This is a genomic window from Allobosea sp. UC22_33, assembly GCF_042700715.1.
Classification (GTDB): domain Bacteria; phylum Pseudomonadota; class Alphaproteobacteria; order Rhizobiales; family Beijerinckiaceae; genus Allobosea.
This window is the reverse complement of the sequence record NZ_CP170556.1, coordinates 2,402,485-2,423,691: the sequence shown is the minus strand read 5'-3', so window position 1 is coordinate 2,423,691 and position 21,207 is coordinate 2,402,485. Positions and strand designations below refer to the sequence as shown.

Sequence of the window (21,207 nt, the reverse complement as noted above, 5' to 3'; positions counted from 1 at the left end):
CCGCTGCTAGGTGCAGCGGTCTGACACCTCAATCCTGCATCGCATTCAACCGTTCAGGCGCTCCACTCGCACAATGAGCGAAAGCGACAGACCTTCGGGATTCCATTCCCGCTCGATCGTTGCACCGAGCCCTGTGAGGGTCGCCTTCTCCAGCTTGCTGCCGAAGCCCACCTGTGCAGGAACTCCGGCGATTGCCGGGCCGCCGCGTTCCCTCCAGTGGAGCGTCACCGTCTCGTCTTCGCGAACAAGCTCGACTGTCAGCCGACCTTGCGGAGACGAGAGAGCGCCATACTTCGCAGCGTTCGTTGCAAGCTCGTGCAGCACCAGGGCAAGGGGGGTCAAAGCGGACCCTGCAACCGAAACCTCAGGTCCGGCAATCTCCAGCCCCTCCCGATGGTCTGCTTCGTAAGGCGACAAGATCGCTCGCACCAAGCTGAGAAGATCGGTGGAGGCGCGATTGCCGTCAGCCTCGCCAGAGATCGTAAGATCATGAGCGCGAGCCAACGCCGTGAGGCGTTCGCGAAGCTTCTTGGTCAGCTCTTCGACGGAGGTGGCAGATCGCGCGCTAAGCGAAATCAACCCGCCGGTCAGCGCGAAGAGATTCTTGATGCGGTGATTCATCTCCCGCATCAGGAGGGCTTGCTGCTGCTGTGCGTGCACACGCTCGCTAATATCGCGCGCAATTTTCGACGCGCCCACAATCACGCCATCCTCGTCGCGGATCGGGGAGACGGTGAGCGCCACGTGAACGAGCGAGCCATCCTTACGCCGCCGCTGGGTTTCGAAATGATCGGTACGGCGTCCCTCGCGAACGCCGCCGATGATCATGTCCTCTTCATGCAAGCGTTCTTCGGGGATGAGCATCGTAATAGGCTGTCCGATCGCTTCCGCTACGGTATAGCCGAACAGCCGCTCAGCGCTGGCGTTCCAGCTCGTGATCGTGCCGTCGAGTGACTTGCTCACGATTGCATCGTCGGAATAAGCGACGATCGCGGCGAGCTTCGCGCTAGCCTCATGCGCGACCCTCCGGGCCTCGGATTCTCGGCGGGCCTCGACGAGCAGGGCGGCATTGTCGATGGCGATTGCCGCGTGAGCAGCGATCGCCTTGACGATCTCCTCCGCCTCTTCATCGAATTGTCCGGGCTCATCGTGAGCAATAAAAATGCCGCCATGGACACTGCCCGTGCGCGAGATGACCGGAACCGCCAGGTAACTCACGACCGGCAAATGGCCGGGAGGCATGCCGAAATGCGGGCCGCTCAATCCGTATCGGGAATCCTTGCGAATATCGTCCGAGCGAACCACGCCCGTGCCATCGAAGGTGGGCGCGAAGACCGCTGTCTTGCGCGGCATCTCGAAGTTCTCGAAGGCCGATCTGGGAACCCCGGACAGGGTGTAGAGGCTGTAGATTTCGCCCTTCTCGTCGACTTGATTGTAGAAGAAGGCGCCGAACTTGCCTCCCGACCATTCGGTGGCTGCGTCGGTCACGAGGCTGACCAGCTCGGCGAGATCGAATTCACCCGCAACGGCGCGAGCGATGCGGCTGAACATCCGCATGCGCTCGATCTCATTGGAACGAGAACCGGTTGTCCGGGCATGCTCCTCGTTCAAATGTTTTCCCCCGCCGAAGCCGACCGTGGCACATAAAAATCAGCTCGCGCAATAACACATCATTTGCCCAGTCGCCCTGTCATAGAATGCATCGCTTGCCACTGAGACGACGTCTATGTGCGCTCAGGCTAGCAGCACATCACCCGCCAGCTTTCGATCAACAATGACGTTCGCGGCTCCCTTTGTCTCGTGCTGGGAACTGGAGAGACCATACTCCGTTTTGACCAGACGGGCTGGGTTCTAAGGTTTGCCGCCGTATCGGCAGCACTCCAGACTGTCGAGACTGGAATGGTCAACGAGAGTCCGCACGTCCGACCGACCATCCTGATCGTCGAAGACGAGCCGCTTCTGCTGATGGATGCGGTCGACATGGTCGAGGAGGCGGGATTTGAGGCCGTGGAGGCGTCGAATGCTGACCAGGCGGTCGAGATTCTCGCATCGCGGGGCGACATCCCGATTGTTCTCACCGATATCGATATGCCGGGTTCCATGGATGGCGTGAAACTCGCCCACTTCGTCCGGGACCGTTGGCCTCCGATCGAGATTATCGTTGTCTCTGGCCATCGCAGGGTTTCCGCCGAGGAGATGCCGGAACGCGGCCTTTTCTTTTCCAAGCCCTATAGCCGCCACGCCGTCACTGCCGCGATGAGGAGATTGGTTTCGTATGACGGCCAGCCCCGAGGCGATCTGAACTAGGCGGTCGCGGACCATCTATAAACTTTGAGCTGTGGAATGTTTCGTTCCGCAACCTGACGTGAGCTATATGCCGGTTGTGACGCCCCAGCCCCGTCGCGAGGAACGGTCCCACCTGGTTCAGGCGGCGAAGCTGCGCCTGCCAGGCACTGCGCAGGCGTGGAGCTGAATGATCCGCGATATCTCACATGGTGGTGCGTGCTTGCGGCTCCCCCGTGACTTCGAGCCGGACGGCAGGGTTCTGATTGCCGCTTTTGCAATCGGCACGGACAGGCAGCACGGGTTGTCTGGCGGAACGCGACCTCAATCGGCATAGCATTCGAGTGACTGCGACGGGGGGCAGTCCCCCGAAAGGCGTCGAACCTACGGCTTCAGCTTGGGGAAGGGCGGGGCATACGACGGGTTTCCTGAGCACGCTCCAGAGATTTCGCCGATCGCCGCGCGGTACGCAGTTCCTCAAGTGTGGGTTGCCACCATCCGCGGAGAAGGGCGTGCGGCGGGGTAGGGCGTCGTGCAGGCCAGGTCTTGAGCAGTTCCTCGTGAGTTGGACGCCGCCACAGAGCCCAGACTAGGTCGTCAGGCTGTACTGAGCACCACGGATAGTGCTGACGGGCGGCGTCCGCGGGAACGAGTTCGCCGGTCACCTCAAGGACGACTAACGGTCCTTCATGCGACATCAGTACTCGGTCGGTCGGAGGTAATTCGCTCGCGGGAACGGGATACCGCCGGCGCCGGCGCTCGGCCACAGTGGCCTTCACCTCTTCATATTCGGGCTGTGATTTCGCCGCCTCGCGCCGTTGCCGTCGCGCTTCCGGCTCGCTGCGTTCGGCGGCAGCTTCGATCGCGGGCCATCTCTTGCGAAGCTCCTCGATCGATCGGAATGGAACCTGCCAAGCCTTGTTTTCGCCGTTCCACCACGCCCAGGGGATCGCGCGCAGTTCCTCGACGACGGTTCGTGAATATGGGGTGCGCACGACGATCTCATCGGCAGCTTCCAAATAAGGGCTGACGATCGGCTCGAACGAAAACGAATCGCGGCCGCGCTCATCGTCGAGAGCGAATGCTGTCGGAAGTTCGCGATCAAGCCACCGCGCCGCACGATGCAGCGCCGTCGTGCCTGGCAGCCGCCAGGCGCCCAGCTCGTCATTCCAGCGCGCTCGCGGGAAGGCTTCCCGAAAGCGCTGCGCGACGGCCGCATCGAACGGGAACGAGACGATCGCGCCCTGACCTTCTTCGTCGCCCCGGACTTCGATGTCGTCGTGCTCGCGTCCTGCCATCGTCCCAGTGCCCCGAACTTTCCGCGAGATCCGTTGCCGTGACGACCACCAGGTTTTTGACGCGCTCTGCGAGGTATCAGACGGCAGAATGAAATCGGGCGATGCGGCTGAACAACCGCGGGGCCCCGATCTCGGTGCGAGATGCCCAGTGATGCAATCCGAAAAGGAATAGCTCATCCACTTCCACGCCACTCTAACATTGGATACGCTGCTCAGAAGTGAGGGTTCCGATCGTGAGAACTCGGAGGACCGGCATGAAGCGCGATCTCGCCGTCGGTTCGATCTTGTGTGCCTTGATCTCGGGGTGCGCTGGAGGCGGATCTCTCGTGGAGCCTCAGGGCTCGTTGAGCGGCACGTTGCTAATCCAGTGGACTGCCGAAGACCGGTTTATCTACGTGCCTGATCCGAAACGGCCTCTGACCTATGTCCGGGGAGAGCGCCGAATTGTCCCAGGGCGCATGTACACGGACGGCGGATCGATCCCTCGCGTGTTCTGGGGTGCCAAAGGTTTCTCGCCCTGGGCGTACGGCCCAGCCTACGCTGTCCATGACTGGCTATTCAACGAACATCGCTGCGGCCGCGACGCGGCAGACGCGCCGATGACATTGGCCGAGGCCAACGAGATCTTGGACGACAGCATCAGCATTCTCGTGGCCCAGAAAAAGGCGGATGCCAATGGCGAAGCCCGCCGTCTCATTCACTGGGCCGTCGACAACTTCGCTTACAAGGCGTGGAATGGCGAATGCTTAGCTGCGCCTTCTCATCTGGCCATAAAGGCGGGACGGCGGCAGGCACCCGTCACTGTCGGGAAGATTGAGATGGGGTCGTAGCGCCGCGCGCGACGCAAGAAAGAATTCTATTTCAGTGATCCTTGCGCCGCAGTCCGCGGTGGCATCGGTGGAAGCCGCGTCGCTGCGATCCTGCTTCTAGCTGCGCAAAATCTCATCAGGACGATCGGGAACAGACGTCTGAATTCGCCGGTTGCGCTCGAGCGTCACTTGCGAAAGCGCCCTCATGGAAATCCGCCTCGGCTACCGGATTGAGATCGCCACCGTTCAGCCAACCCCGCTATTACTCCTACTCGATCCCCATCCCAGCCGAACCGGAGACATTATCGAGGGGCCAAAGCCCAGCATCACCTCTCTGAGCGATGGAAGTCCGCTTGATGTGTCCCCGTACACCGATGGCTTCGGCAATCTGTGTCGCCGGGTGGTCGTGCCGGCGGGCGGAGCTGCCTTCAGCAATGACATGCTCGTCCGGGATAGCGGTCAGCCTGACCAATGGGACAAAAGCGCCCCGGAAACCTGGCCAGCCGACCTCCCGCCGGAGGTGATCGAATACACACTCTCAAGCCGCTACTGCGAGGTCGACGAACTCTCTGCGACGGCATGGAACCTGTTCGGCAATTATGCTCCAGGCTGGAATCGGGTTCAGCAAATCTGCAACTACGTCAACGCCCAGATCCGGTTCGACTACCAGCTCGCCCGCGCCACCCGTACTGCCGCGCAAGCCATGAACGAAGGCGTCGGCGTATGCCGCGACTTCACGCATCTCGCGATCGCGCTGTGCCGCGCGATGAACATCCCGGCGCGGTACTGCAACGGGTTCCTGGGCGATATCGGCGTGCCGCCGGATCCCGCGCCGATGGACTACAACGCCTGGTTCGAAGCCTATCTCGGCGGCCAATGGTACATATTCGATCCCCGGCACAACGTGCCTCGCATCGGTCGCGTTCTCGTGGCGCGCGGGCGAGATGCGGCTGACATTCCGATGATCCACAGTTTCGGGCCGCACATCCTGCAAAAGTTCGAAGTGATCACCGAAGAGGTCGCAGCCTCGGGGTCCTGAAGACTGTCATTGGCGGGGCGGAAGGATCAAATAGATCGCCCCCCGCTCGGAAGCGACATGCATTTGACGGGTGCCGAGATCACGACGTTCTGCGAGCACCCTTCGTCATTTTCGGGAAGACCAGGGATAGCTCCTGTCAGGTGGCCGATTCAAATCAGCGGCCGCAACGGTCGCCTACTGCAGGAAGCGGACGGTCGTGCCGGGCCTGACGATCTGCGCCAATTCCTCAGCGTCCCAATTGGTGAGCCGGACACAGCCATGCGACGACGCCTTGCTGATCCGCGAGGGCTCCGGCGTACCATGGATGCCGAAGGTCGGCTTCGATAGTTCAATCCAGATAGTCCCCACTGGATTGTTGGGCCCCCTGGGGAGCACCATCCTGCGCTTGTTCTTGCCCTGCTGGAAATTCTTCACTGGATCATAGTGATAGGTCGGATTCTTGACTACGCGGATCACCTGATATTCGCCGTCCGGCGACGGAGTGTCCTCGCTGCCGATGGTGGCTGGATAGAGCGCGATCACCTTTCCGGTCGCATCTAGCGCGCGAACGATACCGTTCGTCTTGTCGGCCTCGACCGTTCGGGCCTCGTCTGAAGCAAGGGTTCGTCGGACCGAGACGACGTGCAGCGTTTCCTCCGCTTCCGATAGTGCGTTCGCGGGTTGAGTACCCGGAGAAGGCCCTCGCTCATGTGAAAGCGTTCAGCGAACATCTCCTGCGCGTTCCTGTAGCCGAGCCGTTTCATTCGGGCCTGACGGGCATAATCGTGCGGAACGCGCCTGACGAACCTGGTTTTGATATCCTCCTTCGTCACCTCGTAGTTCGAGACGATATCTGCGCTGACATCCCCTTCGAGCGCCTGCCAGGTTGGGGCGTCGATGGTCTCGCCGGTTCCGAGATTTTCGCGCCGGCGGAACTGGTCGATGGCCTTCCGGTAATTGTCGCCGTCGATCCCGTCGATTTCACCGGGAGAAACACCCTGGCGCGCCAGCAAGACCTGAGCCTTGACGATCGACGCGTTGGGGCGCGTCGCCTTGCTTTTCGCGGCAGTGGGACGGCCCGCCTGGTTCACCTCGTCGGCGGTCAGGGCTTGCGCGGCAAATGGGACCAAAAACATGCATCCGCCTAGCATGGCTGCCCGGACGAACTTCAGCAGGTCGAAAGTCGGGAGCGCCAAGGCTATCACCATCGCTTCATTCATGCGGCGGCAACGCGATGTTTTGCTTTGGAGTTCCAGCAACTCGTTGACTGGTCCTGGCGAGCGAAGATTCCAGCTACATCTCCGGCCAGATGCTCGACCCAATGGTGGGACGGCGGTCAACGGATAACAGCACTATGCAGACTGTCAGCTAAGCCCCGCCACTTCACAGTGGCGGGACCTTGGCCGAGGGGCCTTTATCAGGGATCGACGTGCTCGGGCATCTCTTTGAGCCGACCCTTAGTCCAGTTCGTGACGGCGTGAACATCGCCGTCTTCATCCCGCATGAAGTCAAGTTCGCTCAGCCGCACTGCCACCGGCTTCGCGCCGATTCTGAGAAAGCCGCCGACATCAATGATCGCCTGCGCTGCCCGACCGGAGCCGTGCAGGTGAGAGACAGAGCCGACCTTCTCGTCGCCAGGACCGTAGATTGTCGCGCCTTCTAAAATGCTTGCGGTCAGATCGGTCGTTGCCAGACGCACGTGATTTGAATGATCCGTGAAAGCCTCCTGGGGTTGTAAGAGAGAACGTGGAGGCGAGCGAGACGTTCCACTGGTTCCCTGGCGACCCATCGGGCTATCTCTCTCGGTAACCGCTAATGATAAGCCCGCCGCTTGGGAAGCGACGGGCCTCTGACTTCTGTCAGGACTAGGCGGCTCCGGCCATCGCCGGGAAACTGGCTTTGCCCTCCCGTCGGTTGCAGCCGGTACATCCGCGGCGACGCATCCAACTGGAGAGCAGGCAGGCATCCGAGGATGCTGCGCTGACAACGAGATAGGTCCCCCTTCGGTTCCCGCAAGATTTTAGCCACAAGCGAGCAGCGCCGCCGGAACGAGCGCCTAGTCGCTGGCGTTCAACCTCAGCCACGGGGCGGCCGATGGAGGATTGCATGGCGAACGAACAAAACCCGGCGGTCGAAAGCCTCCGGCGGGAACAGACGACCCAACGCAAGGAAGAGCGCGAGCTCACCCCCGATCAGAAGCTGGAGCGGGCGCTCAAGGATACGTTTCCGGCGAGCGATCCGGTGGCCGAACAGGTGCCGATCACACCCGGTGCTGCCGAGGAACAGAAATGATCCGGGCGGCATTCTCAAGCCTGGCAGGCGCCTGGATCGCCCGGAATGTCGAACAGGGTGAAATCCCCGAACGGTTCGCGGTTCCGCTGACACTGCTCGCGACCCGGCTGCCGACACCGGTCATCGTTGCGGGGGCGATCGGCTACGGGCTCTATCGCTTGAACCAGGAAGCGCGGGCCATGGCGGCAAAGGACGTTTCCCCCAAACGCCGCGCCGGGCCGGTAGCCTCACGCGCAAAACCAGCCTCTCGACGCACGCGGCCGAACGCAAAGCGGCAGAACACCGCAGGCCGAAAGGCGTCAGATGCTTAAGCTCTTTTTTGAAATGTCGATTCTGGCATTCGAGTCGCAACAGGCCATCTGGCTCAGAAGCATGAAGATTGCCGCTGGCGGCTCAGCCGGCGAGCGCGAGGCCAAGTTGATGGTGAAGGAGAAGGTCGTGGCCGCTCAGACCGCTGCGATAAAGGCGGCGACGGGGACGGGACCTGTCGGCATCGCCCGCGGCTATCGGCGCAAGGTGCGGGCCAACGTCCGTCGTTTGTCGAAATAGGTTCCTGCAATGAACTGGGTCGCTGTCGCCGGCACTCTGGCCGCACTGTGCTCCACAATCAGCTTCGTGCCTCAGGCGTGGCGGATCGTCAGAACGCGCGATACGAAGGCGATCTCTCCGCTGACCTACAGTCTCACCGTGACCGGTTTTGCGCTCTGGACCGCTTACGGTCTCGGCTTGGGCGAATGGCCATTGATCGTCACCAACAGCATTTGTTTCGTCCTCTCCGCCTTCATCCTGATCATGACGCTCCTGCCGCGCCCGAAGAAGGAGGCAGTGGCCGAAACGATCGATCCTGCAGCTTGAGCATCGCTGGAATTCGCTATGTCGTGCCGTCGGCAGTGCCGTATGATCAGCCGCTCATGCCCTTTTCGTCGCTGAGTGATCCTGTCGATGTCGCCCGTGCGCAGGGCGCTCTCGATACGGTGTGGAACGAAATCCGGCCTGGCGTTCCTGACGCAGATCAGGAGCTCGAAAGGGAGCGCCTTGCCAATATCGTGGCTTATCTAGCTCATGTCGCGCTGGATGAGGCAGATCTCGTTCGTCGCACCTTGGAACGATATCGGAGAATTGCCGATTAGCCGTGCCGAATGGAGCGAGTGCTTGGTTTGCACACCGTGCTGAAGGACGTTCTCCATGGCTGATCATAGCAAGAGTCTGGAGGTCGATAAGCTGACCGGGAAACCCGTCAGTTTTCCCGGGACCTCCAACGAAGAGGCAGACAAATCCGCGAGCGAGCACAAAACTGCCCAAGAGAGCAGCCTGTCGATGCGCGATCGAATGTCTAAATCCCTCGCCATGGCGCGGGCTGCAGGGCCATTTGCGCCCGGCGATCACAAGCGCGAAACCGATGAGATGTGGGGCGATGGCGCGTGCTGTTCGCCGAAGCGACCGTAAGCGATCATTTCGATTGATCGTCGAGATCGGTCCTGTGAAGCACGACCGCGGGGATGCCACGCTGCTGGATGATCTGGCTTGGGTTGCACCCCAGCAGTAACTCGAAGCATCTGGCGCTATTCCGTCGCTCCATGCGACGGGCACGAGGGGCACGGCCGTTCGCTGGCATCGAGAGCGGCGTTAGAAGAATGGAGGTTGGTCCGTGATGACGAAAGCAGCAAGGGCTCAGCCTTGAAGAGCAGTTCCAGCCAGTTTGATCTATTCGATGATGCGCCTGGCTATCGGGAAACGCCGAGAGCTACCCCGCGCAGGCGGAAGTTGGAAAGCCCACCCACTCCGCCTGGCTGGGATGACAAGGAGGCCGCACAACGGCTGGAGCAGAGCGGGCGCTATAGAATCCTGCGCAAGCTCGTGCCGCGTCCGATCATTCCGCGAGCGGAGAGCGCATTTCCAAACCTTGCGCTTTTAGTGGACACGGAGACGACAGGGCTCAATCACGCCAAGGACGAGATCATCGAAATTGGCGCTGTCGCTTTCACCTATGACAACGAGGGAGCGATCGGCGATGTCGTCGGCAGCTACAGTGGCCTGCAACAACCATCGGAGCCGATCCAAGCGGAAATCACACGGCTGACGGGCATCACCGATGAGATGGTCGCTGGCTGCGAGATCGATGTTGCAACGTTAGATGCGCTCATCGAGCCCGCAGATCTTGTCATCGCCCATAACGCCGCATTCGACCGTCCGTTTTGCGAGAAACTCTTCCCGACTTTTGCGTCGAAGGCTTGGGCCTGTTCGGTCAGAGAGATCCCTTGGACGGATCTTGGCTTCGAGGGAAACAAGCTCGGCTATCTCGTCGGCCAGTCCGGACTGTTCCATGAGGGCCATCGCGCGACGGATGACTGCAACGCCCTGTTGGAAGTCCTGGCGAGGCCGGTGGGAGAGGGTAGGTCCCGGCCTTTTCCCGCGCTGTTGCGATCGAGCGAGTGCAGCCGCGTTTGCATCTACGCTGAGAATGCTCCTTTCGACATGAAGGATCACCTGAAGGGCAGGGGATATCGTTGGTCTGACGGCGGCGACGGTAAGCCGAGAGCTTGGTGGATCGAGATCGATGACGAAATCCAGGAGGAGGAGTTTCGCTATCTCCGCACCGAAATCTATGGCTGGGAGGACGCCGAGCCGCTGACGATCCGGCTCACGGCCTTTGATCGTTATCGCGCGTAGCCAGCGCTCGTGGTTGGCAGTGCGGGGAGAAGCTCGCTCGGGAGCTTGACTTGCCGGCCGCGATTGTTCTCATAATGTTCTCATTCTTGAGGACGCATCCCATGCCGCCAGTCGTGCCAAAACAGGCGCCTGCTCCAAATCGTATGGAGCTTCAGATCGATACCGTTTTGGCCGAGTTTCACGGTGATGCCCGGGCCGCCATCGGGGCCTTGCTTCATAACCGCGATGAGCTCCTGCGGGATGCGGATCGGGCGGCCTCGCTGGGCTTCCTGCGCGGTCGGTTCTCAGAGGGAGCGCGGCCGGTACGGGAGCCGAAGGCATGAACGCCATCGCCCCGATCAGCTATCTTGAGGCGCTCAATCCGGCTCAGCGCCGCGCTGTCACTCATGGCGTAGGCACCGTAGCCTCGTCGCCTCTGCTCGTCATCGCAGGAGCTGGCTCGGGCAAGACCAACACACTGGCCCATCGTGTTGCCCATCTCATGGTCAGCGGCGCCGATCCGCGGCGGATCCTGCTGATGACGTTCTCGCGCCGCGCGGCATCCGAGATGGCAAAGCGCGTCGAACGGATCGCGCGCAAAGTGTTGGGAGACGGTGCTGGCGTTCTCGCGGACGCTCTAACTTGGTCCGGCACCTTCCACGGCATCGGCGCGCGGTTGCTGCGCGACTATGCCGAACAGCTTGGTCTCGATCCCGCTTTCACGATCCATGATCGGGAGGACTCGGCCGACCAGATGAACCTGGTTCGGCACGAACTCGGCTTCTCCAAGACGGAGTCAAGGTTTCCGACCAAGGGCACCTGCCTAGCGATCTATTCGCGCTGCGTGAACGCCGAGCTCCCCATCGAGGAGGTATTGCGCCTGTCCTACCCTTGGTGCGCCACCTGGGCCACCGAGCTGAAAGAGCTCTTCGCGGCCTATGTCGAAGCCAAGCAGAGCCAGAACGTACTCGATTACGACGACCTGCTGCTCTACTGGGCACAGGCCGTGACTGATCCCGATATCGCGGCCGACATAGGCGATCGCTTCGATCACATCATGGTCGACGAGTACCAGGACACCAACCGCCTTCAGTCATCGATCCTCCTCGCGCTCAAGCCCGACGGGCGCGGGCTGACCGTCGTCGGCGACGATGCCCAGTCGATCTATTCGTTCCGGGCGGCGACAGTCCGCAACATCCTCGACTTCCCGGCAGCCTTCGTGCCGCCGGCCGAGATCATCACGCTCGATCAGAACTACCGCTCGACCAGCGCCATCCTGTCCGCGGCAAATGCCGTGATCGATCTGGCAGCAGAGCGCTTCACCAAGAACCTTTGGACCGACCGCGCGACTGGATCCCCGCCGCAACTAGTGCATGTTCGAGATGAGGCCGATCAAGCCCGCTTCATCGCGGAAAAGGTGCTGGAGAATCGGGAGGGAGGCTCGACGCTGAAGCAGCAGGCGGTGCTGTTTCGCGCGTCGCATCACAGCGGTCCGCTCGAAATCGAGCTCACGCGCCGGAACATTCCGTTCGTCAAATTTGGCGGGCTGAAGTTTCTCGACAGCGCCCATATCAAGGATCTGCTGGCGCTGCTGCGCTTCGTGGAGAACCCGCGCGACAAGGTATCCGGCTTCCGTGTCCTACAGCTGCTGCCGGGCGTTGGGCCGACCTCCGCACAGCGTGTCCTTGAGCATGTTGCTCAGGCTTCACTTCCCCTCGAGGCTCTGGAGAACGCTCCGGCTCCGCCGCGGTCTGGCGACGATTGGGCGTCGTTCGTCTCTGCGATCAGCGAGCTGCGCTCCGGCACAGCCCGTTGGCCGGCCGAAATCGAACGCGCTCGCCGCTGGTATGAGCCACATCTGGAGCGCCTTCACGAGGATGCCAGCACCAGGCAAGCCGATCTCGTGCAGCTCGAACAGATCGCAAGTGGTTATCCGTCGCGCGAGCGCTTCCTGACCGAACTTACGCTCGATCCGCCGGACGCGACCAGCGATCAGGCCGGCGTGCAGCTTCTCGACGAGGACTACCTGATCCTGTCGACGATCCATTCCGCCAAGGGGCAGGAGTGGAAGTCGGTCTTCGTCATGAATACGGTCGACGGCTGCATCCCGATCGATCTAGGCGCCGGCGCGAGAGACGAGATCGAGGAAGAGCGCCGGCTGCTTTATGTCGCGATGACGCGTGCTAAGGACGACCTGCACCTCGTCGTGCCGCAGCGCTTCTTCACGCACGGGCAATCCTCGACTGGGGACCGCCATGTCTACGCCAATCGGACGCGCTTCATCCCCAACGCGCTGCTCGGCCAGTTTGAGCGGGTGGCGTGGCCCATCGCGGCCGCGGAAGTCTCTCGGGCGCCATCTAGTGGACCGAAGGTCGATGTTCGGGCCAAGATGCGAGGCATGTGGCGATGACAGCGCATTGGCCGCATCAGGTCGAACTCAAGCTGGACAAGGTGTCCGCCGCAGAACGCCTTCGCCGGATCGAAGCGTGGTGCACTGATTGGCAGATCGGCTTTCGCGTTATCGGCACGAGGGCCGAAGGCGTTATCCGCGTAGCTTTCGAAGAGGCCCGCTTTGCAAGAGGCTTCCACGCTCATTTCGGCGGCGTCATCGCGCCGGCAAACGAGCTCGAAATTGTGCTGGCGGCGGATGCCGCGGAAGTCCACTAGTGTGACCGGCTTGCAGGCGAATGCCCTGACTAGGGAGGGCCAGCGCCATGGCTGATGTGGTCAGGATCGGATCAGGCGTGCCGCGCGTTCTACTGCGACGGGCCGAGGATCTGATTGATCGGATCGAGGCGCTCAAGGACGAAGCAACCGCTCGTGGCTTCGGCACACTGGCCAATTTTCTCGATACCGCGCTGATCGACGCCAAGCTTCAGGAACAACATATCATCGACGACACGGCCATCGCGCGAGCCAAACCAGACGACCTTTGGCGGCCGGTCGAGGATCGGGATTGATGGCTAAGCCGGCCGAGCCGCCAAGACTTCAGATTTAACGTCGATCCACCGCGCGCGCCTTTAAGCAGAAGACGGGGAGGGGGAAAGCGGATACCGCTATAGCGAGCGATTTTGGGCCGCGAGGGCGCGCTTGCTGTTGGATTGCGGCCAGATCGTTTCACACGTTTCGGACTGGGTTCGGCGTTAGAAACCAACGGCAGCCATCGTACCGTTGGTATAGAACGTAGCTATGAACGCCGAGATGGCGCCAGGAGCCCAGCCTAACGCAGCTTCGCGATCTTGATGCCATCGAGTTTCGCACGGTCTTTGATGGATTCCTCGCTGCGCGTCATGGCTTTTGAGATCGCTTTAAGCGCCATGCCCTTCCCAGCAAGTAGCTTGAGCTTCTGAAGTTCCTCTGACGTCCAGGGTTGGCGGTGCCGTTCGAAACGCTCGGTCACGATATGCTCCAATTTTCACGAGACATCGGCGGCATTCCGCACTCGTAGCAGAATTGGGCGGAGCTTGGTCAAACATCCGCGCCACGCAACCCGTTGTTTGCGCCAGAAGCAGTCTTTGAGCGTCCGCGGACAAACGGAAATCGGAGAATAGCGGTAGGTTCAGGGCTCCTGGCGTCGTGAGTGGTCTTCAGCGCCTGTTCGTCATCTCCGCTGCTACCAGCGCTCCGACCGCGGGGAGGAAGCCGTCATCCTCGGCAATAGCCTCACCCTGGGTGAAGACCGTGAGCAGGAACTCATGCCCCCCAGGCAGGATCGCGCGCAGCGTGTCGTGCCGGCGGAATGAGGCGCGGTCGTCGCCAAGCCAGCGCGTGCGCCCGGCCTTGGACCAGATCTGTGCCCCTGACGGCAGTGCGTCGCCGAGATAGCCGAGGAGCTGATAGGCGCCGCGGCCGCGGTCGGAATCGTTGGCGTCGCGGGCGAGATGGTCGCGGATGACGGCAAGGCGCGCCGGCGGCAGCAGGACGGAGTCGCTGAAGATCTCGTGCATCAGCCGTGCCATGGCGATCGGCGTCAGGCAATTATGTCCGGCGGCCGAGCGGTCGAGCGCGATCTTCTCGCGGCCATAGCGAAGGTCGTCCATCAGCTTCTGATTGAGGTTGATGCCGGTGAGTTCCGGCCAGTCCAGCCCGGCAAAGACCCGATTGATCTCCTCGCGGCGCTCGCACCAGGTGGTCATCTCGGCATCGTCCAGCAACGTATCACCGGTCGTGCCCGTCAGCAGGTCGATGATGTAGTTCGTCGCGGAATTCGACGACCACAGGATCATGTCGCGCATGGCGCGGTCGAGCTCGCCATGGGCGGAGAGCCGGCCGTCCTCCAGCCGCAACTGCGCCGCGACGAGATGGAACACCTTCACCAGCGAGCAAGGATAGGCGCGCCACTCCGGCCGCAGAGCGGCACCCTCGGGCTTGCCGCCGGGCTCCGGCGCCGGCCGGGTCAGGACATAGGCGAACTGGGAGAAGGGGATGTTGCGCGCGGCATAGATCGAGGCGGCATGGGACTCGATCAGGGCGCCGATCCGCCGGAGGTCGGAACTGTCGGTGAAGAAGCTCATGGTCGTCTCGCGAGGCAGGTCGGTCGGGAAGATGGCTCAGCCCTTGGGGCGCAAGGCCGTGTCGAGGCCTTCGCCGATCAGGGCGAAGGTGACGCCGGTATAGATGATGGCGAGGCCGGGCGCGGTCGCGATCCACCAGGCATCGAACATGAACTGGCGCCCGTCGGCGATCATCAGTCCCCATTCCGGCGTTGGCGGCTGGATGCCGAGGCCGAGGAAGGAGAGCGAGGTCACGGCCAGGATCGTCAGCACGACATCGGCCATGGCGTAGACGATCGCCGGTGTCACCGCATTGGGCAGGATATGCGCGGTGATGATGCGGCTGTCGGTCGAGCCGAAGCTGCGCGCCGCCTGCACATATTCGAGCTCGCGCAGCACCAGCACCTCGCCCCGGGTGATGCGGGCGAAGGAGATCCAGTTCACCAGCAGGAAGGCGAGATAGAGATTGGCCTCGCCCGGCCCGAGCACGCCGACGATGGCGATCACCAGCACATGGAAGGGGAAGGCCCAGAAGATGTCGGTGATGCGCATGATCACGGTGTCGACGCGCCCGCCGACGAAGCCCGCCAGCGCACCGATCGCGATGCCCAGCAGCGCTGGCGCCATGACGCAGATGAGCGCGACCCGCAGGTCTACAAGGCCGCCAGCCATCACTCGCGAGGCGACGTCGCGGCCGAGATCGTCGGTGCCGAGCCAGTGCTTGGCCGAGGGCGGCTGCAGCGTGTTGCCGTAATCGACCAGGAAGGGATCGTGCGGCGTCCAGACCTGGCCCAGCCCGACGAGCAGGGCGAGTAGCAGGAGCATGACAAGGCCGACGAGGAGCGTCGGGTCGAGGCGGCGCTTGCTCATCGGGTCAATCCAGCCTGATGCGCGGATCGGCCAGCGCATAGGCGATGTCGGTCGCGAGATTGATCAGGACGACCAGCACGGCGAAGACGATCGTCAAGCCCTGGATCATCGGGTAGTCGCGGGCGAAGATCGACTCGACGAAGAGCGAGCCAAGTCCCGGCAAGGCGAACACGGTCTCGATCACCACCGTCCCGCCGATCACCCAGCTGGTATGGGCGCCGAGCACCGAGATCGAGCTGATCAGCGCGTTCGGCAGCACATGGACGCGCATGGTGCGCCCGGTCGCGTTGCCCTTGGCGCGAGCGGTAGTGACATAGTCCGAGCCGAGCACGTTGAGGATGCCGCTACGCAGGCTGCGGATCGTCAGCGAAGCCGTCGCCAGAGCGATCACGAAGGCCGGCAGCGTCAGGTGATGCAGACGCGAGAACAGGCCTGTGCCGTAGCCGGAGGTCGGAAACAGCGGCAGCCAGATGGCGAGGATGACGACCAGCACGAGTCCGAGCCAGAAGGACGGGATCGCGAGCAGAACCGTGAAGACGAGCTTGACCAGGATATCCGGCGCCCGATCGCGCTTGACGGCCGACCAGAGCGCCAGCGGGATCGTCAGCAAGACTGCGATCACGGTCGAGTAGGCGACGAGCCAGAGCGTCGCCGGCAGGCGCTCCAGCACCAGCGAGATCACAGGCTGGCCGTAGACGACCGAGCGGCCGAGGCTGCCGGACAGGATGTCGTGGAGGAACAGCAGGTATTGCCGCCACAGCGGCAGGTCGAGCCCGAGCCGGTGCTTCATCGCCGCGATCTCTTCGGCCCCGCCGCGCGCGCCGAGCAGCAGCGTCGCCGGATCGCCCGGCAACGCCCTGAGCAGGAAGAAGCAGGCCAGCGTGATGCCGAACAGCACCGGGACGAGCTGGACGAACCGCTTAAGGATATAGGTCAGCATGGCAGCGGGCCTGGGAGTAGGGCGGCCACAGGCCGCCCCGTCCTCACTTCATCTTCACGTCTTCGAGGCGGAAATTGCCGGTCGGCAACACCTCGAAACCGCTGACATTGCTGCGATAAGCGTAGGGCGTGCCGGGGTAGAACAGGAAGATCGATGGCGCCCCGTCATGGGAGAGCTTGACCATCTCCCTGAACATCGCGCCGCGCTCCGGTCCGTCCTTGGTGGCGCGCTCCTTCGCATAGAGCTCATTGACGCGCTCGTTCTTCCATTCGGTGTGGTAGGCGTTGGCGCGCTCCGGATTGACGATCAGGAAGCCGGCCATCTGGTCGGGGTCGATCGTGTCGCTGGAGGCGTAGGAGACGGCCATCTCGTAATCGCCGGCCTTGGTGGTCGACCAGTGCGTGCCGCCCTCGACGAGGCGGATCTCGGCGGTGACGCCGATCTGTGCGAGCGCGCTCTGCAGGGCCTGGCCGACCTGACGGTGCAGCGGCCGGCCGGAATGCACCAGGAGAGAGGTCTTGAAGCCGTCGCCATAGCCGGCTTCCTTGAGCAGGGCCTTGGCCTTGGCGATGTCATGGGCATAGGGCTTCAGATCGGGATCGGCATAGGCCATCAGCGGCATCGGCGAGTTCGCCACCTTGCCGGCGCCGTAGAGCAGGGCCTTGACCAACCCTTCCTTGTCGATGGCGTAGTTCAGCGCCTGGCGGACGCGGACATCGTCGAAGGGCTTTTTCTTGGTGTTCAGCAGCACGAAATCGGTGCGCAACACGTTGGCGACTGCGGTCTTGACGGTGCCGGCGCGGCCGAGGCTCTGCATCTGGTTGAGCGGGATCTCAAGCGCGGCGTCGATCTCGCCGGCCTGCAGCTTCAGCACGCGGCTGTTGCCCTCGGGCAGGACCATGATCTCGGCGCCGTCGAGGCTCGGCTTGCCGGCCTGCCAGTAATGCGCGTTCTTCTTCAACGAGAGCGCCTGGCCCTTGTTCCAGGCGGCGACGGTGAAGGGGCCGGAACCGATCGGCTTCTCGAAGAACTTGTCGGGGGCGGCCTCGAAGGCCTTCTGCGGCAGAATCGCCGAGGAGAACAGGGCGAGGTTGTTCAGCAACGGCGTGAACACGGTCTTGAGCTTGAGCACGACGGTGCGCTCGTCCGGCGTCTCGATGGCATCGATCCCGGCGAAGAAACGCTTCCAGCTCGACGCATCGCTGCCGGCTCGTTTCAGCGAGAAGGCGACATCGGCGGCGGTGACGGGCGTTCCGTCCGAGAACTTCGCTGCCCTGAGCTTGAAGCTGTAGGTCAGGCCGTCATCGCTCACGGTCCAGCTTTCGGCGAGGCCGGGTTCCAGCTTGCTGGCATCCGTGCTCGGGCGCAGCAGGGTATCGTAGATCAGCAATTGCGCATGGATCGACGGGTTGTCGCTGGTCGCGATTGGATCGAGCGAGACGAGGTCCTGTGTCTGCGCCAGCTTGAGAACGCCCTGCGCAAAGGCGCTGGAAGGCGCGACGGTCAGCGCGGGGCCGAGAATGGAGAGCGCAAGCGCGGCAGCCGACACCATGGAGCGGAATGTGGTCATGGATATCCCCTGATCTTGGCCGCTCTGCCTCGGCGGCGGCTTGCAACCTTCCACGGGCGCTCCTAGTCTCGCAAATGAAACATTCGGCAAGATTATCAACTAAATGGAATATAGCAGATGAGGCTGGGGGCGCTGCAGGTGATCGACGCCTTCGTCCGGCTCGGCGGCACAGGCGAGGCGGCGCAAGGGCTCGGCGTCAGTCAGTCGGCCGTGATCAAGTCGTTGCGCCTGGCGGAAAAGGAACTCGACCTCAGCCTCGTTGCGATCGTGCAGGGCCGGCTGACCCCGACACCCGAGGCGCTGGAATTGAACCGGCTCGCCCAGCCGGCCTTCGGCGCCTTGCGCCGGGCGCATCATGAAGCCGACATGATCCGCGTCGGCATGGCCGATCGCCTGCGGATCGCGACCGTGCCGGGACTGGCGCACAGCATCCTGCCACCGGCGATCGCCGGCGCGCGTAGCGACCTGGCCGACCGGGCTGCCGTTGAAGTGATGTTCGACCATGTCCGCGACCATCTCAGCGCCAACGAGGTCGATCTCGCGATCTCCTACGGCCCGATGGCGACGGAGGGGTTGCGGGATATCGTGTTGCGCAGCAGCCCGCTCGTCTGCGTGCTCGACGAAGCGCATCCGCTCGCCGCCCGTGACAGGCTGTCGCGCGACACCCTTGAAGGCGAGCGCCTGATCAGCTACGGGCCCGACGGCATCAGCCTGGCCGACAGCTTTCAGGACGCGCTGGGCCGGACCGGCCTGTCGGACCGGATTGCGATCACCGTTCGCCACACGGACAGTGCCTGCCATCTGGCGCGCGAGGGCGTCGGCATCGCCGTTGTCGACGGCTTCGTCATCAGCAGCGGCCTGACGCAGGGGCTGGCTGTCCGCCCGCTCGACGACAGCCCCCTCGTCACCGCCTTCGCGCATCACCGTGACGGCGCGCCGCTCGACCATGCCGCGCGCGTCCTGCTGGAGCATCTCGTGGGAGCGGGCGCATGAAGGCCTTGATGCCCTCCCATGCGACGGTCATGCGCGCCGTCGACCGTTACGGCACCACCGTCGAGGCTGCGCGGCAGCTTCATCTGACGCAATCCGCCGTCAGCAAGATCATAGCCCGCAGCGAAGCGGCTCTCGGCGTCCCGGTCTTCGATCGCAGCGATGGCCGCCTCGTCCTGCGTCCCGAGGTCCGCGGCCTGATGTCGGCGCTGGGCCATGTCGAAGACGAATGGCGCAGCTTGCGTGGCGCCGTCGGCGACCTGCGCTCCGGGCGGGCGCTGCCGCTGCGGATCGCATCGACGCCCAGCATCGGCCAGGGGCTCATCGCGCAGGCGATCCGGCGGCTGGTGGCGGACTATCCCCAGGCCCGCATCGAATTGATCATGGGCGATGCGCCGACGGAGCTGTCGAAGGGCGCGGCCGATCTCGGGGTGATGTTCTCGCCCCGCGTCACCGATGACATCGCCCTGACACCCTTCGCACAGGCCTCGATCATCGCCCTCGTGCGCGCCGACGACCCGCTGGCGCGTCGGGGCCGGGTCAGCCTGCCCGAGCTTCGGGACCGGCGGCTGATCTGCTTCGATCGCGAGAAATCGCCGCTGGGCTGGCTGATCGCGCGCGCCCATGAGAAGGCCGGCATCGACTATGCGCCGTTCATGACCGTGCCCTACAGCATTTCCGCCGCTCATCTGCTGGCACGCCAGGGCGATGTCATCCTGATCGATAGCCTGCTGACCCAGGCTCAGCGCTTCGAGGGGCTGGTCAGGCTGGATGTGACGCCAGAATTACCGATCACCATCTGCCTGATGACGGTGCGAAGCCGGCCCTTGAGCCGTCTGGCGGCAGGCTTCGTCGAGATCCTGTTGGGCAGCGGGCAATCCGCTTAGATGGTCGCCACCACGGTAGGTTACCGCGAGGGGGCTTGGCGCGATTGCGGACATTTAAGCTTTTCCGGAAGCGGACGTTCACACACCCAAGGAAACCGACGATCCACTCATCGCGCCACCTTCGCGATCTCAGTGGCGAGATTAGCAAGGTAGCTGCATTCATCAGCAGATTCGTTATTCCACCACATCGCGCACAGGTTGTGCGATGGGATCGGCGGATGCGCCTCCAGCACGCGCAATGCCAGCTTCTCTCCCGAGAGATGGATCATCTCGCGCGGTATCATCGCCGCGCCGGTGCCGGCGCTGGCGAGGCGAGCGATGACGGTTAACGGATTGCAGGTGTTGAGGCGGCGCGGCTTCAAGCTGTGCGCGCCGAACCACATCTGGATGGTGGTGAACAGGCCCGATGGCGAGCCGTTGGTGAAGATGGGCAAGTCGACCAGGTTCTCCGGAGTCGCAACATTACCCGTGAAGGGCAGACCTTCGCCGACCACCCAGACAAGGTCGATGAGCCAGAGCGGAACGATCGTCACCCCATCATGGGCTCGCGGCTGCGAGAGGAAGGCGATGTCGATCGAGCGATCGAGCAGTAGCTGTTCCAGCTTGGTGCTGAAATCGACGGTGACGTCGACCTGAAGCTCAGCATGGCGGCGTGCCAGCTGGGCCAGGAGATCTGGCAGCACAGCGGCTGCGAAGGAATCCGCTGCGCCGATGCGCAGAAGGCTCTTCCCGCGCAGCCCGTCCTTGCTGTGACGTTGCACATGTTCGGCATGGGCCAGCATGCGCTCGACATCGGCATAGATTGCGCGGCCCAACGTCGTCGGCATCGGCCGGTATAGCGTGCGGTTGAAGAGTTCGCCGCCGAGGATGCGCTCCAGCTCCTTAATGCGCAGGCTAACTGTCGGCTGCGACAGGTTGAGATGCAGCGCGGCGGCGCGAAAGCCGCCGAGCCGGGCCACCCAGTAGAACGCTTCCGCCTGACCGAAGGTATAGCGCATCGGAAAGATGATAGCCGCAGGCAATCAAGCGGCAAGCACTTCTTATTTTTATTCGCCGTCTTGCCGCTCTAGCTTTTCCGGGTTCGGCGCGGCGCCGGCTTCCGGCGTCG

At 62.9% G+C, this 21,207-nt stretch carries 26 protein-coding genes; 15 read left to right on the top strand and 11 right to left on the bottom strand.

Translation table 11 applies throughout. From position 1 onward, the window contains the following. Nucleotides 1-45: 45 nt before the first annotated feature. Nucleotides 46-1,611: a sensor histidine kinase gene (locus tag ACFJGT_RS11480; RefSeq protein WP_377848642.1), complete on the bottom strand. Its 1,566-nt coding sequence runs from the start codon at nt 1,609-1,611 to the stop codon at nt 46-48. A gap of 288 nt (nt 1,612-1,899) precedes the next feature. On the opposite strand from ACFJGT_RS11480, the gene ACFJGT_RS11475 reads away from it, so the two are divergent. After that, nucleotides 1,900-2,307: a response regulator gene (locus ACFJGT_RS11475; RefSeq protein WP_377848641.1), complete on the top strand. Its 408-nt coding sequence runs from the start codon at nt 1,900-1,902 to the stop codon at nt 2,305-2,307. 368 nt (nt 2,308-2,675) lie between these two features. Here ACFJGT_RS11475 and ACFJGT_RS11470 read toward each other — a convergent pair whose 3' ends face one another. Continuing rightward, entirely contained in the window at nt 2,676-3,581 is a 906-nt protein-coding gene (locus ACFJGT_RS11470) for a hypothetical protein (RefSeq protein WP_377848640.1), read from the bottom strand. 254 nt (nt 3,582-3,835) lie between these two features. Here ACFJGT_RS11470 and ACFJGT_RS11465 point away from each other — a divergent pair, with 254 nt between their 5' ends. Next, nucleotides 3,836-4,411, top strand: a complete 576-nt coding sequence (locus ACFJGT_RS11465) for a DUF1353 domain-containing protein (protein ID WP_377848639.1) — start codon at nt 3,836-3,838, stop codon at nt 4,409-4,411. A gap of 184 nt (nt 4,412-4,595) precedes the next feature. Beyond that, nucleotides 4,596-5,429, top strand: a complete 834-nt coding sequence (locus tag ACFJGT_RS11460) for a transglutaminase family protein (RefSeq protein WP_377848638.1) — start codon at nt 4,596-4,598, stop codon at nt 5,427-5,429. Between the two features lie 174 nt (nt 5,430-5,603). Here ACFJGT_RS11460 and ACFJGT_RS11455 read toward each other — a convergent pair whose 3' ends face one another. From ACFJGT_RS11455 to ACFJGT_RS11445, 3 genes are all read right to left on the bottom strand, one after another. After that, nucleotides 5,604-5,951: a L,D-transpeptidase gene (locus ACFJGT_RS11455; protein WP_377848637.1), complete on the bottom strand. Its 348-nt coding sequence runs from the start codon at nt 5,949-5,951 to the stop codon at nt 5,604-5,606. A 14-nt stretch (nt 5,952-5,965) separates the two neighbouring features. Next, entirely contained in the window at nt 5,966-6,667 is a 702-nt protein-coding gene (locus tag ACFJGT_RS11450; RefSeq protein WP_377848636.1) for a hypothetical protein, read from the bottom strand. Between the two features lie 158 nt (nt 6,668-6,825). After that, nucleotides 6,826-7,107, bottom strand: a complete 282-nt coding sequence (locus ACFJGT_RS11445) for a PRC-barrel domain containing protein (RefSeq protein WP_377848635.1) — start codon at nt 7,105-7,107, stop codon at nt 6,826-6,828. Nucleotides 7,108-7,514: 407 nt separating this feature from the next. Here ACFJGT_RS11445 and ACFJGT_RS11440 point away from each other — a divergent pair, with 407 nt between their 5' ends. From ACFJGT_RS11440 to ACFJGT_RS11395, 10 genes are all read left to right on the top strand, one after another. Further along, nucleotides 7,515-7,700 (top strand): hypothetical protein, encoded by a 186-nt coding sequence (locus tag ACFJGT_RS11440; RefSeq protein WP_377848634.1) that lies wholly within the window; start codon nt 7,515-7,517, stop codon nt 7,698-7,700. After that, nucleotides 7,697-8,011, top strand: a complete 315-nt coding sequence (locus tag ACFJGT_RS11435) for a hypothetical protein (RefSeq protein WP_377848633.1) — start codon at nt 7,697-7,699, stop codon at nt 8,009-8,011. The genes ACFJGT_RS11440 and ACFJGT_RS11435 overlap by 4 nt, the downstream gene beginning before the upstream one ends. Beyond that, complete coding sequence (locus ACFJGT_RS11430; protein ID WP_377848632.1) at nt 8,004-8,249, top strand: hypothetical protein; 246 nt, start codon at nt 8,004-8,006, stop codon at nt 8,247-8,249. Before ACFJGT_RS11435 ends, ACFJGT_RS11430 begins: the two co-directional genes overlap by 8 nt. A gap of 9 nt (nt 8,250-8,258) precedes the next feature. Next, nucleotides 8,259-8,555, top strand: a complete 297-nt coding sequence (locus tag ACFJGT_RS11425; RefSeq protein ID WP_377848631.1) for a SemiSWEET family sugar transporter — start codon at nt 8,259-8,261, stop codon at nt 8,553-8,555. Continuing rightward, on the top strand, nt 8,552-8,830 hold the full coding sequence (locus ACFJGT_RS11420; RefSeq protein ID WP_377848630.1) for a hypothetical protein: 279 nt from the start codon (nt 8,552-8,554) through the stop codon (nt 8,828-8,830). Before ACFJGT_RS11425 ends, ACFJGT_RS11420 begins: the two co-directional genes overlap by 4 nt. 55 nt (nt 8,831-8,885) lie before the next feature. Next, nucleotides 8,886-9,146, top strand: a complete 261-nt coding sequence (locus ACFJGT_RS11415) for a protein transcription factor (RefSeq protein WP_377848629.1) — start codon at nt 8,886-8,888, stop codon at nt 9,144-9,146. 195 nt (nt 9,147-9,341) lie between these two features. Further along, complete coding sequence (locus ACFJGT_RS11410) at nt 9,342-10,370, top strand: 3'-5' exonuclease (protein WP_377848628.1); 1,029 nt, start codon at nt 9,342-9,344, stop codon at nt 10,368-10,370. Nucleotides 10,371-10,689: 319 nt separating this feature from the next. Next, nucleotides 10,690-12,759, top strand: a complete 2,070-nt coding sequence (locus ACFJGT_RS11405) for an ATP-dependent helicase (protein WP_377848627.1) — start codon at nt 10,690-10,692, stop codon at nt 12,757-12,759. Next, nucleotides 12,756-13,016, top strand: coding sequence for a hypothetical protein (locus ACFJGT_RS11400; RefSeq protein ID WP_377848626.1), 261 nt, complete (start codon nt 12,756-12,758; stop codon nt 13,014-13,016). Before ACFJGT_RS11405 ends, ACFJGT_RS11400 begins: the two co-directional genes overlap by 4 nt. A 47-nt stretch (nt 13,017-13,063) precedes the next feature. Next, nucleotides 13,064-13,309: a hypothetical protein gene (locus tag ACFJGT_RS11395; RefSeq protein WP_377848625.1), complete on the top strand. Its 246-nt coding sequence runs from the start codon at nt 13,064-13,066 to the stop codon at nt 13,307-13,309. A gap of 260 nt (nt 13,310-13,569) precedes the next feature. Here ACFJGT_RS11395 and ACFJGT_RS11390 read toward each other — a convergent pair whose 3' ends face one another. From ACFJGT_RS11390 to ACFJGT_RS11370, 5 genes are all read right to left on the bottom strand, one after another. Then, a complete protein-coding gene (locus ACFJGT_RS11390; protein ID WP_133565138.1) occupies nt 13,570-13,749 on the bottom strand; it encodes a hypothetical protein in 180 nt (59 codons plus the stop codon). A gap of 187 nt (nt 13,750-13,936) precedes the next feature. Next, nucleotides 13,937-14,863: a serine hydrolase gene (locus tag ACFJGT_RS11385; RefSeq protein ID WP_377848624.1), complete on the bottom strand. Its 927-nt coding sequence runs from the start codon at nt 14,861-14,863 to the stop codon at nt 13,937-13,939. 36 nt (nt 14,864-14,899) lie between these two features. After that, complete coding sequence (locus ACFJGT_RS11380) at nt 14,900-15,712, bottom strand: ABC transporter permease (RefSeq protein WP_377848623.1); 813 nt, start codon at nt 15,710-15,712, stop codon at nt 14,900-14,902. Nucleotides 15,713-15,716: 4 nt separating this feature from the next. Continuing rightward, nucleotides 15,717-16,652 (bottom strand): ABC transporter permease, encoded by a 936-nt coding sequence (locus ACFJGT_RS11375; protein WP_377848622.1) that lies wholly within the window; start codon nt 16,650-16,652, stop codon nt 15,717-15,719. Between the two features lie 43 nt (nt 16,653-16,695). Then, nucleotides 16,696-18,222: an ABC transporter substrate-binding protein gene (locus ACFJGT_RS11370; RefSeq protein ID WP_377848621.1), complete on the bottom strand. Its 1,527-nt coding sequence runs from the start codon at nt 18,220-18,222 to the stop codon at nt 16,696-16,698. A gap of 117 nt (nt 18,223-18,339) precedes the next feature. On the opposite strand from ACFJGT_RS11370, the gene ACFJGT_RS11365 reads away from it, so the two are divergent. Continuing rightward, nucleotides 18,340-19,215 carry a LysR family transcriptional regulator gene (locus ACFJGT_RS11365; RefSeq protein WP_377848620.1) on the top strand — a complete coding sequence of 292 codons (876 nt, stop codon included), beginning with the start codon at nt 18,340-18,342 and terminating at the stop codon, nt 19,213-19,215. Then, nucleotides 19,212-20,099, top strand: a complete 888-nt coding sequence (locus ACFJGT_RS11360; RefSeq protein ID WP_377848619.1) for a LysR family transcriptional regulator — start codon at nt 19,212-19,214, stop codon at nt 20,097-20,099. The genes ACFJGT_RS11365 and ACFJGT_RS11360 overlap by 4 nt, the downstream gene beginning before the upstream one ends. A 107-nt stretch (nt 20,100-20,206) precedes the next feature. Here ACFJGT_RS11360 and ACFJGT_RS11355 read toward each other — a convergent pair whose 3' ends face one another. After that, entirely contained in the window at nt 20,207-21,097 is an 891-nt protein-coding gene (locus ACFJGT_RS11355; protein ID WP_377848618.1) for a LysR family transcriptional regulator, read from the bottom strand. Nucleotides 21,098-21,207 lie beyond the last annotated feature (110 nt).